The sequence below is a fragment of the Hydrocoleum sp. CS-953 genome, assembly GCF_002260545.1.
Lineage (GTDB): Bacteria > Cyanobacteriota > Cyanobacteriia > Cyanobacteriales > Microcoleaceae > Trichodesmium.
On the sequence record NZ_LGSU01001396.1, the window covers coordinates 1 to 12,044 of the forward strand.

Consider the following 12,044-nt stretch of genomic DNA (forward strand, 5'->3'; position numbering starts at 1 on the left):
TTAGTGCTGTAGACCTTTGACATAAGGAAATACTATAGTCAGAGTTACATAAAATGTCTTTATTCTGACATATTTTTGGCTTAAGTAAGGGTATTCATACCGTTTCACGGAAGTTAAAAGCCTGAAAGGTTGCGAGGCGACAGCCGTGGCAATCTCAAAGTCAAAAGTCTAAATCAAGATTTGAACAGCTCAAAACTTTGACTATACATTAATTTCAGGAAATTATTTCACATTTAAAGTTTGAAACTATTTGTGACATCTTTAAAGTGAATTGGTATCAAAAAATCTTTTTTCAAAATTATTGCAGCTAAAATAGTAATACCATTTCTCAAAAACTTTTCTACATTTGATTGAGTAGGTTAGTGTAAGGACGTTGCATGCAACGTCCCTACTGGAAAAGTAAAAATCAAGAATAATTAACGTTAACTTACCTAAAATCATCAAAAAAGTTATCCTACTAAAGTAATTACCTAATAACTGAAGTTTTAATTAAATATAGAATTACTTTTGGGAATTGATATAACACGTCTAGCTTTATGGGTGTGGGTAAGTTAAAATCTGGCACAAACTTAATATGATGCCTAGTGCAGGATAGCGTAAATAACTAACCAGTTACAAAATCCTAAAAGCCTTACTAACCAATACTTTTGACTTTTGAGATTCCCACGGCTGTCGCCTCGCAACCTTTCAGGCTTTTAACTTCCGTGAAACGGTATGAATACCCTTACTTAAGCCAAAAATATGTCAGAATAAAGACATTTTATGTAACTCTGACTATAGTATTTCCTTATGTCAAAGGTCTACAGCACTANCCACGGCTGTCGCCTCGCAACCTTTCAGGCTTTTAACTTCCGTGAAACGGTATGAATACCCTTACTTAAGCCAAAAATATGTCAGAATAAAGACATTTTATGTAACTCTGACTATAGTATTTCCTTATGTCAAAGGTCTACAGCACTAACGAGCTAATAAATATCTTAGCTGAAGAACGCCAAGCTTGTATACAAGGCCATCGTCTTAATTTGGCTGCAACCCCCCGTACTGGCAACCCAGTGGTTGACCAATTTCTCAAACCGGAGGCATTTCAAAAGTTTACTGCTTATCAAGATTTTAAAGCTGCTATCCATCGCTACCAAAGGGAATATTTGGTCTCTGGTATTGTGTGGCGACAAGTGACAGTTAATGAGAAAACTATTAGTTTTCCTGTGGTGCATGAACAGTTAATTGCCTTGTCGGATGATTTAGAAATTTTGCAGGGAGCAAAAGCTTCTGTGTTAGATTTTTGGAACCAAGTGACTATAGGGATGGATTTATATTTAAGTGTAAGTCATGGTCGAGAATTTCGCCCAATAGAAANCTCTGGTATTGTGTGGCGACAAGTGACAGTTAATGAGAAAACTATTAGTTTTCCTGTGGTGCATGAACAGTTAATTGCCTTGTCGGATGATTTAGAAATTTTGCAGGGAGCAAAAGCTTCTGTGTTAGATTTTTGGAACCAAGTGACTATAGGGATGGATTTATATTTAAGTGTAAGTCATGGTCGAGAATTTCGCCCAATAGAAATAATTGAGATAGAGGCGATCGCCCAACGTACAGAATGGGCAAATATGTTGAAGTGGGAAAAATCAAATTTTCTGGAGATGCTGCTGCAGTTGGGATGGGGAAAACCAGAGTCAGCAGCTTATCGCAGAGGTTGGCCTAATTCTGGTAGTGAGTATATTCATGCTGTTAAACCTGGAAAACAACCTATTTGTTGAAATAGGGAATAGGGAGTAGGGAGTAGGGAGTAGGCAAAAAATATAATATTTATTCCGTTATTTGTACCACATTAACCTGGAATTTGCTGTATGTATTAATTATTCATTATTAATTAAAATATTAGGATTTTATCTAATGTCTCGAACTAGAATTTTCACATGGCGATCGCTCTTAACTATCAGCATTGTCTTTTTCTTAGTTTTAATACTGACAATTTTTACTATATTATCTTTTATTCGTCCCCCTCTAACTAACACAAATTTATTATTATTTCCTGGAGTTTTATATGAACGGATTGCTTTTTCTCAACCCCGTCCGATTATGATTCATGTTGTTACTATTGACCTTTCTACAACAGGAATGAAAGTATTAGTAACGCCCAGAATTTCTACNCCCTCTAACTAACACAAATTTATTATTATTTCCTGGAGTTTTATATGAACGGATTGCTTTTTCTCAACCCCGTCCGATTATGATTCATGTTGTTACTATTGACCTTTCTACAACAGGAATGAAAGTATTAGTAACGCCCAGAATTTCTACTTCTCCAGACATGAAAATTTCCGCCCGGACTACTTCCGAATTTGTCAATGAATTTGATTTACAGCTAGCAATAAATGCCAATTTTTTCTACCCATTTTACGAAAAGACACCTTGGGATTTTTACCCTAAAAGTGGGGATTTAGTAAATGTAGTTGGGCGGGCAATATCTAATGGTGATGACTACTCTATAGTTGATAGAAATTGGCCGACTTTATGTTTTAATGTCAAGAACTATGCTCAAATATCAGATAATTCTATTTGTCCAACTCAAACTACTCAAGCTATTGCTGGTAATTTAATTTTAATTGCTAATGGTCAGGCAATTGCTGTGCCTGGAAATTCACCTTTTAATCAGAGAGCTTATCCACGGACAGCAGTAGGAATTAATCAAAAAGGCGATAAATTATGGTTAGTTTTAGTTGATGGTAAACAGCCTTTTTATAGTGATGGTGTTACTATGGCAGAACTACAGGAATTTATGATTAATTTAGGTATAGATAAAGCATTAAATTTAGATGGTGGAGGTTCAACAACTTTAGTGGTAAGACCTGATTCTCAAGGGAAATTATTAAATTCACCAGTTCATACTCTTATACCTATGCGTCAACGTTCAATTGCTAATCATTTAGGATTTTCTATTGTACCTTGAGCAAATTCATTGTCTAGGGAGTAGGTATAATTTCAACAATTAATTATTAATAAGTAAGCATTCAGCAGTCAGCATTAAGCGGTCAGCTATTTATTTTAGTTTCAGAAAAAAGCTTTAAAGGAATTGTTTTTCTTCTTTTGGTCGATTGAATATGGCTACGGGCGAAACGCGTTTCGCCCCTAAGACTCCTGACTCCGAGCGCGATACGATAACTAATTACCCGGATTCTATATAAATTGGATGGCGGGCAAGATGCCCGTACCACATTATTCTTGAAATCTTTTTAGCATATCTACTGCCATTTTTTGACGTTCTGAATCTCCATCTAATCCAAAAAGAAAAGCAGCTTGCTGAAAATTTTCCGTTGCTTTACTTTGATTTCCCATTAAGTAATAAACTACCCCTCTATTAAAGTAAGACTTAGGATTATTAGCATCAATTTTGATAGATTTATTTAAGTCTTGTAATGCGTTTTGCTTTTCTCCTAATTGTAGATATTCATCGCCTCGATAATAATAAGCTTGAGAATTTTTAGGATTCATTTCGATAGCTTTATTAAAGTCGGCGATCGCTGCTCTTTTCATTCCCACTTGAGAATAAGCAACTCCCCTACTTAAGTAAGTTTCACTCTGACCAGGATTGAGATTTATAGCTTTATTTAAGTCTTTAATTGCACCCCAATAATTTTCTTTTTCTATCTTTTTTTTAGCCTGGTTATTAATTTCAATTGCCTGTTTTGCCAAATTAAATCTTTTCGGCTCTTTTTTTTTTGCTCTCAATCTTTTGTATCGGCGGTACTTTAGGTTGTCTTCCTGCCTATGCAGCATTAGAGTCATGGAATGAAACTCCTCAAAAANCCCCTACTTAAGTAAGTTTCACTCTGACCAGGATTGAGATTTATAGCTTTATTTAAGTCTTTAATTGCACCCCAATAATTTTCTTTTTCTATCTTTTTTTTAGCCTGGTTATTAATTTCAATTGCCTGTTTTGCCAAATTAAATCTTTTAGTTATTATTTGATAATTTTCCCGATAAAGTTTTAACTTTTCTCTAGCTTCTAAATATGAACCGCTCTCTTGAGGAATCTTTTCTAATAAATTAATTGCATATTGCCATTTTGCTTGTGCTTGATACCAAGTATTAACAGGATGGGGTGGATTTTGTACTAATAAAGCTGCTGCCATTGCGGACTCTTTTGCTAACTTTAAATATATAAATCCATATTCTTCTAAATATAGCTTTCTCTCTATTGCCGTCAGTTGATAATTTAGTTTAACTATTTCTCTGGATACAGGTTGTAAGGGTACGCCAGGTAATTGAATAGTTTGTTCTAAAATGGCTATTGCCTCAGGCAATTGATTTCTTGCTAGCCTAAGTTTATTAATATTGAAATCTTGGTTAATATTTTCTAAACTGGCTATTTTTCCTTGAGCTATAGTTATGGATTTTTTTTGTACATTATTTAACCAAACAATTGAACCGCCGTAACCTAAAGCCAGGATAATTAGAATAAATGTAATGGGGTTTCTCTTACCCATGCTTGCTCCTCTCAATTTGATCAATATTTTTTATCGCTTATGGCTGTAGATAGTTTACCTGAATACAAAAAAATTTATTGAATAACCTGATAAGTCAGTATACACTTTAACTACCCCGGCGAGAAGTCCCGCGCTCTCCCGTAGGGGAGCGTCGGGAGTATGTCAAGTCGCCAGATGTAATTAAATGTCACTATGTCCGAAGCCATTGGATTGAGGGTAAAGCAAGCAATATCATGGGTTTGAGCTGTATAGAACCCCTGAAGGGGTTCTATTTAAAATTAGAGATTGAGAGTAGGGGAGTAGGGGAGTGGAGGTAGGGACGTTGCATAAGGGCGTCCGTACGGGAGTGTGGAGAGATGGGGAGATGGGGAGATGGGGAGATGGGGTGTATTAGATATCTCCCAAAATACAATCATCAAATCAATTCTTACCCATTTTTTATCAATTAGGGCTTGCTGATTAAATATCAAAGCATTGAATGATAAAGGTTTATGGCAGTTTTCAAATGGATAAACCACAGTCGATTTGCACCGGGGGCATGATGGAATATTTGTTGATGTGGCAAGTTGAGGAGCAAGAACTTTGAAACTAGCCTTTGACTCCTGTAGGGGCGAATGGCCATTCGCCCCTACNAGTACCAGCTTTTTGGTTGATCAAGCCGAAAAAGTGAGCATTTTTGGTAGATTATGGCAGAAAAATCGGGGTTGCACATTAAAGAATGATAATAGGTTTTAAACTGTACAGACATGAAGAAAAGAATTATCTAAAAATATCTAATTTCAGACTTCATCATTCCTAATTGTGCAACACCGAAAAATCACTCTTACTATTCTTCCTTCTGCCTCCTCTATAATTCCTATTCCTCCTGTACGGGCGATTTCCTACGGAATGCTCCTAATTACGCGTTTACGTTTGCAGAGCATTCCGAAGGAAAGTATTCCGGAACGGAAATCGCCCCTACTACTCCTAACTCCTACCCTCACCCATAAAACTTTTTCAGCAAACCCCAATTAATTCTCCCTCCCAAAAAAGGCTAAAAGCTTTATCTATTAAGATAGTATTGGCTAAAAACTTTTAATCAATACCGTTTAGTTATAGCGGTTTTCACAAAGGTAGACTACAAAAGNGGCGATTTCCTACGGAATGCTCCTAATTACGCGTTTACGTTTGCAGAGCATTCCGAAGGAAAGTATTCCGGAACGGAAATCGCCCCTACTACTCCTAACTCCTACCCTCACCCATAAAACTTTTTCAGCAAACCCCAATTAATTCTCCCTCCCAAAAAAGGCTAAAAGCTTTATCTATTAAGATAGTATTGGCTAAAAACTTTTAATCAATACCGTTTAGTTATAGCGGTTTTCACAAAGGTAGACTACAAAACTTCTTCCTTCTCTCCTAGATAACTAAAGCCTTCTTCCTTTCAACCAAAATCTCTGTACTCTAAAAAACATGAAAACTGCTATAAGTATTTTTTTAGGTAAATCTTATAAATAGAGATTTTAAGTTGAGTAATTTACTGAACTCTCTTGTAAACTGCTATAAACTTAGTAATTATATTAACACCAAAAATTAACCAATATTTTTGTGATATGAAAACAAAATTTCATCCACATTTTCTAGGGTGACTTTCTCCCTGTCTGCTAAAGTTTTAATTGTCTGAGTAATAGCTTGAATTTGAAAAGTTTCGAGATTTAGACCTAGTTGATGAGCGCGATGTGCAATACTATTTTTACCTGTTAGTTTGTGATTAATTAAAATTGACCGATTTAAGTCAAAATCATTAGGATCTATTGCTTCATAAGTTCTAGAATTATTGATGATTGCTTTAGTATGAACTCCGGCTTTATGATTAAAAGCAGCTTCTCCAACAATGCAATGATCGAAAGGAATAGAAAGTCCTATTTTTTCTGCTACTAATTGATTTAATTTCTGAAGATAAGATAGAGAATATTTTCGATTTAAAGTTTCTGGATCGAGGGTATAAAGACGAGCAATTAATCCAGCTAAAGGTGTAATACCATTACGTTCACCAATGCCTAAAACACTTGTATCAATATGAGTTACTCCTGCTTCAAAAGCAGCAAAACTATTAGCAATAGCACAACCTGTATCATTATGACCGTGAAATTCTATATCTTCAGAAAAGCATTGTCTCATCTCTTGAATTAATTGATAAACTTGATGGGGAGTGGCTATACCTACTGTATCAGCTACCCCAAACCGATTGACAATTCCTAATTTATTAATTGCTAAATAAACTCGTAGTAAATCTGATAGGGAACTACGAAAAGAATCTTCTGTGGAAAAACGCAATTCTATTTGGGGATTTTGTTGATGAATAAAAGTAATAACTTCTGTGGCTATATCAATAATTTCATCAATACTTTTACCATGACCAAATTGACGTAAAAGTTTAGATGTACCCATAAATAGATTAATACCATCTACACCTGTATCTAGGGCAATTTTTGCATCTTCAATATGGCAGCGAATATGGGTGATAACTTTAGCTTGTAAACCTAACTGAGCTAAGTTTTTACAGTCTTGATAGGATTGAGGGGAAACAGTTGGAGATGTTACTTCTATATATTCTACTCCAAATTGATCTAGTGCCCTAGCAATTTCAACTTTATCTCCAGTAGAAAAATTTGACTTAAAAAATTGTTCTCCCTCTCGGAGAGTAGAATCAACTATCGCTAGTTTACTTAATAACATTTTTTTAGTTTAAATATAATTCCATAATTTTAGATAAACATATTATAGGAATGATTGTTAGTATGATTAATTACAATTTATTTTCAAAAAAATGCTAGATATTAAAAATATTTAAGATAGTTTAAGTTATTTTTGAATTTAGCAATCTGTGATGAAAAATTTTGATTTGCTGTTATCAAAGAAAGAACTAAGAAGAGCCAAAGCAGGTCTATTTTTTAGTAAGAATAAGGGTTTGGAGACCAAACCCCTACAGATTTGAATTTTCCGCCTTGCATAGAGTGCGGGATGAATTAGTAGGTTTGGGGGGGGTGGGGGGTTGGGGGGAAAATTTAGGTTTAGAAAAANATAGTTTAAGTTATTTTTGAATTTAGCAATCTGTGATGAAAAATTTTGATTTGCTGTTATCAAAGAAAGAACTAAGAAGAGCCAAAGCAGGTCTATTTTTTAGTAAGAATAAGGGTTTGGAGACCAAACCCCTACAGATTTGAATTTTCCGCCTTGCATAGAGTGCGGGATGAATTAGTAGGTTTGGGGGGGTGTGGGGAGTGTGGGAGAAATTATAGTTTTAGACAAAGAGGAAGTACAAAGATTCATCCCAAGGTTTCAGCAACGCCTAATTTTCTAATAATCCCCTTACCGAATAATTAAGGTTTAAAGCCAACTAGATCAAGAGAAACAATGAATTTATTTTCCTTTTATTCAATCCAATCCGTTTTAGGGNTTAAAGCCAACTAGATCAAGAGAAACAATGAATTTATTTTCCTTTTATTCAATCCAATCCGTTTTAGGGAGAGGTAATTATCAATTATCAATTATTGAACTATATCTAATATATTTAATAACTTTTTGAGCTAATTTTTGAGGTGTAAACTTAGTAGTTTATAATACTAAAGTTCGTTATGGAGTGATAGTCTGTAAGGCTATTTTTGTTGCCTGAAAATTGTAGTTTATACTCTCTTCAAGCAAGATTTTTAGTTTTTGACTAACTTCTGTATGTTGGTAGATTCCTTTTTTAATCCCAGTGAAAATTTCTTGGGGTTCAGCAAAGGTAAATAAACTAGAAGCTTCAGGTATACCTAAAGCAGAAAAACTCATATTTTTTTGTTTGATTACTATTCCATCTTCCACAGATTTTGTTATTTGAATAAAAGCATCATTTCGAGTCAAAAGGCGTTTTAAACGTACTAATAATGGAGCATCTAAAATCACAAATTTTGCCTTTTTCAAAATATTAGCAGCATAAGTAACTTCATTTTTACCCCGTCAACCATCGAGAATTAATGGATAATTAATTTGATTAAGATTAAGTTGTAATTGAGTCAAAACATGAGCCATACCACCGGGAAATTATTTTTGATATTGACGAGTATATTTAAACCGCTCTAGGCAACAAATTGTTTGAATATTCTTTCCATTTAGACCTGCAATATAAGGAATAATTAATTCTGTGGTTAGAGTACGTCGATTGGGAAGTAAGGTAAAATTCAACCCAGATTTAGTTAATGTATTAATCATTGTAGTTTTACCTACTCCTGTTAAACCGACAATGATAATTAGGTATTAATTTCTGGTAGAAACCCAACCTTTTTCTGAAGGAACTCCAACACCAATTCCTGGTTGTAACTTTTGAAAACTTTGATGAGTTTTAGTTATATTATTGAAATGATAATTTTTTTAATTAAAGTGAGTATATCTTAAAATAGGGAATAGGGAATAGAAAGGAAAAAAACAAATGTACTTTAGTAACTTGAGAAAGGCTAAAGATAAATATTAAAATTAAATGAAATGACCAAGAGAAAGTAAACTTAAGTATTTCAAGCCTCTGGGTGAACCCAGAGGTACTGATAACTGTTAACGCAGTTACGACCATAGGAGGCTAACTGTTAACTGATAACTGAAATGACTCATCACATTTTGAAAGCTAACTGTAAAACTGTTCATTTAGGAGGATTTTCACATCAACTAGAACCANAGGGAATAGAAAGGAAAAAAACAAATGTACTTTAGTAACTTGAGAAAGGCTAAAGATAAATATTAAAATTAAATGAAATGACCAAGAGAAAGTAAACTTAAGTATTTCAAGCCTCTGGGTGAACCCAGAGGTACTGATAACTGTTAACGCAGTTACGACCATAGGAGGCTAACTTTTAACTGATAACTGAAATGACTCATCACATTTTGAAAGCTAACTGTAAAACTGTTCATTTAGGAGGATTTTCACATCAACTAGAACCAGCATTAATAATTAATTCTGGCGATCGCGTGGATGTGGAAACTTATACTGGTTATTATCTTTATGACCAAGCACCTGAAGATTTTTTAAATCCTGAATTTCTAGAAATTTGTCATAATTTACCAGCAGAAAGAAAGGTCGGTTCTGGTCCTCATTTATTAACTGGACCGATATATATTAATGATGCTCAACCGGGAGATGTACTAGAAATTATTCTGGAAAATATTTACCCTAGTTTACCGATGGGATTTAATTCTATTCGTCGGGGATGGGGAGCATTACCTGAAGAATTTACGGAACCAAAACTAAATTTTATTCCACTAAATTTAGAGAAAAAATTTGCAGAATTTCCTCCTAATAGCGGGATAAAAATTCCTCTTCAACCATTCTTTGGAATTTTGGGAGTTGCTACAGAAAATTCTCAACGTTCTTCTATTCCTCCTGGTAGTTATGGAGGTAATATTGACTGTCGGGAATTAAAGGTTGGTTCGCGAATATTTTTGCCTGTTTTTGTGCCGGGCGGTTTATTTTCTATTGGTGATGGTCATTCTGCACAGGGCGATGGAGAGATAAATGTAACAGCAATTGAAACTTCAATGAATGGTACTATTAAGATTAAATTGAGAAAAGATTTACAAATAAGTTTTCCTATGGCAGAAACATCTAGTGATATTATTTCTTTTGGATTTGGCAATACTTTAGATGGTGCTTTTGAATTAGCTTTAAAACAAATGATTAGTTGGTTAGAAAAATTTGTTGGTTTGAGTCGTGAAGATGCTTATATTTTGTGTTCCCTTGCAGTGAATTTTCATATTACTCAAGTTGTAAATAATCCTCAAAAGGGAGTGCATGGAATGTTGGCAAAATCTATATTACCGAAGAAAACTCCAGATAATATTAAATCTGGTAGCATTGGTTTCATTAATGGATAATGGATAATGGATAATTGATAATTGATAATGGATAATTGATAATTACTTCTCCCTTTTAGGGAGAGGATTGACCAATAAGGAAAAGATTTATTTCTCTTGGTCGATTATACAAATTACCAAAAGTAATGCTATACTTCGACTATACTTCAACAGTCAAATATTTAGCAAGACTCAAAGTCTGTTTTTAACAATTATTAGTTAGTTAATATAGATTATCACTACTTTTCCTCTCCCCCCTCCTCCCACACTTACCACACTTCCCCACCCAACCAAATATAGCAAGATTTTTGAGAAATGGTATTAGATATGGCGTTTTGCTGCGCGACATATAAAGCGTTAGCGTTAGCGCAGCTCCTCTGNCAAATATAGCAAGATTTTTGAGAAATGGTATTAGATATGGCGTTTTGCTGCGCGACATATAAAGCGTTAGCGTTAGCGCAGCTCCTCTGGAAGAGGCAGCGGCTCTGCAAGAGCGGGAAACCCTTCCCTCCGGGACGCTTCGCGAACGCCATCCCATCCTACGGAATTCTCCGCAAACGACCGCTTTTTTCCCTTGAAAGGGGAGGCTTCAAGGCGTGAATTATCTAATTATTTAATTGGTTAATTATTAATTATTTCGGTAATATAAAATCTGGTTGAAAAATTGTGATTGCGACTATAGGAAGCAATCTCCGTGAGATCCTGAGATTGCTTCATACCAACAAAACTTCAGTTATTTTAAGTTAAATAACTTTTATTTGAAGAGAAGGATATTTCAATTATGACTTGAGATAGTAAAATAATAATTTATGCTTAATTTGAGCAATATTTTTGCATATTTTTGTTGCTAATTTTTTGAAAAAATCTAGACTAACATCGCAAAATTTATATGATTTTTCTGAATTTTTATGAGACAATATTGACAAAATTGACTTGCGTGTAATTGCTTAATTATGGTGTGAAATTCTGCCATTTTCCATATAGTTGAAGGCTAAAATTCCACAGTATCTACTATAGCAATGTGCGCTGGCACGCTTTACAAATTGCAGGAGGTGTCCAAGCAGCTCAAAGCTTTATATTATCGGCAATTTATTCTCACTATTGCTTGTTTTATGTTCCCTGTTCCCTGCGCGCAGCGCTATAATGATTGACTGAAGTAATAGCAGTTACAATATATTCTGCTGAAGTTGGTAGAAACATTGGCCCAGAATCACTTGACCTTTTCATCTCTTGGAAAACCTTATTCTTTACTAATAACTGAAGTTTACTTTTTTCATTCCTTTAAAAGGGGATACTTGAGACCTTATTTTTTGCTCATACTATCTATTATCCATTTTTTTGATTTTGGAGCTCGCTAAAATTTTTTTCTTCTATCATACTAAACAATCCTAAAATCTAAAATAATCTTTAGATTTTATTTAAAAGTTCTTGAAAACTGAGAACAATCAAAATAATTTAGACCCAATTATCTTGATAACATCGTATCTTAAATAGAAAGAATATTTAATTTTGAATTTTATTGATTATAATATCTACAATAAAAACTTCTTTGATTAAGGAATAAGAATATGAATAATCAGAATAATTCTCATTGTTGTAGCTGTCACCATGAAGAAAATGATAATCATACTAACCAAACTACCCAAGAGTCACATTTAAAACAGGAAATTTTACCTTTACTTCCAGTCGCTATTATCT

At 34.2% G+C, this 12,044-nt stretch carries 8 protein-coding genes and 1 pseudogene; 4 read left to right on the forward strand and 5 right to left on the reverse strand.

Going from position 1 to position 12,044, the window contains the following annotated elements; translation table 11 throughout:
* Positions 1 to 938: 938 nt before the first annotated feature.
* The 3 genes and pseudogenes from AFK68_RS42710 to AFK68_RS46720 all read left to right on the forward strand — a co-directional run.
* Positions 939 to 1,356: hypothetical protein (locus tag AFK68_RS42710; protein ID WP_246844507.1), on the forward strand; the 418-nt coding region annotated here is incomplete at its 3' end.
* A gap of 1 nt (position 1,357) precedes the next feature.
* Positions 1,358 to 1,757 (forward strand): annotated as a pseudogene (locus AFK68_RS46715) (hypothetical protein); the annotation flags it as partial.
* 554 nt (positions 1,758 to 2,311) lie between these two features.
* Positions 2,312 to 2,950: a phosphodiester glycosidase family protein gene (locus AFK68_RS46720; protein WP_371357594.1), complete on the forward strand. Its 639-nt coding sequence runs from the start codon at positions 2,312 to 2,314 to the stop codon at positions 2,948 to 2,950.
* Between the two features lie 266 nt (positions 2,951 to 3,216).
* Here AFK68_RS46720 and AFK68_RS46725 read toward each other — a convergent pair whose 3' ends face one another.
* From AFK68_RS46725 to AFK68_RS35635, 5 genes are all read right to left on the reverse strand, one after another.
* Positions 3,217 to 3,786 carry a tetratricopeptide repeat protein gene (locus tag AFK68_RS46725; RefSeq protein ID WP_094676879.1) on the reverse strand — a complete coding sequence of 190 codons (570 nt, stop codon included), beginning with the start codon at positions 3,784 to 3,786 and terminating at the stop codon, positions 3,217 to 3,219.
* A 979-nt stretch (positions 3,787 to 4,765) separates the two neighbouring features.
* The coding region (locus tag AFK68_RS37475) for a hypothetical protein (protein ID WP_210407656.1) at positions 4,766 to 5,119 on the reverse strand (354 nt) is incomplete at its 5' end.
* A gap of 937 nt (positions 5,120 to 6,056) precedes the next feature.
* Complete coding sequence (gene lysS / locus AFK68_RS27750; protein ID WP_094676883.1) at positions 6,057 to 7,202, reverse strand: homocitrate synthase; 1,146 nt, start codon at positions 7,200 to 7,202, stop codon at positions 6,057 to 6,059.
* Positions 7,203 to 8,099: 897 nt separating this feature from the next.
* Positions 8,100 to 8,429, reverse strand: coding sequence for a hypothetical protein (locus AFK68_RS27755; RefSeq protein WP_143438362.1), 330 nt, complete (start codon positions 8,427 to 8,429; stop codon positions 8,100 to 8,102).
* A 120-nt stretch (positions 8,430 to 8,549) separates the two neighbouring features.
* Positions 8,550 to 8,756 carry a hypothetical protein gene (locus AFK68_RS35635; protein ID WP_371357595.1) on the reverse strand — a complete coding sequence of 69 codons (207 nt, stop codon included), beginning with the start codon at positions 8,754 to 8,756 and terminating at the stop codon, positions 8,550 to 8,552.
* Between the two features lie 609 nt (positions 8,757 to 9,365).
* Here AFK68_RS35635 and AFK68_RS27760 point away from each other — a divergent pair.
* On the forward strand, positions 9,366 to 10,367 hold the full coding sequence (locus tag AFK68_RS27760) for an acetamidase/formamidase family protein (RefSeq protein ID WP_094676887.1): 1,002 nt from the start codon (positions 9,366 to 9,368) through the stop codon (positions 10,365 to 10,367).
* Positions 10,368 to 12,044 lie beyond the last annotated feature (1,677 nt).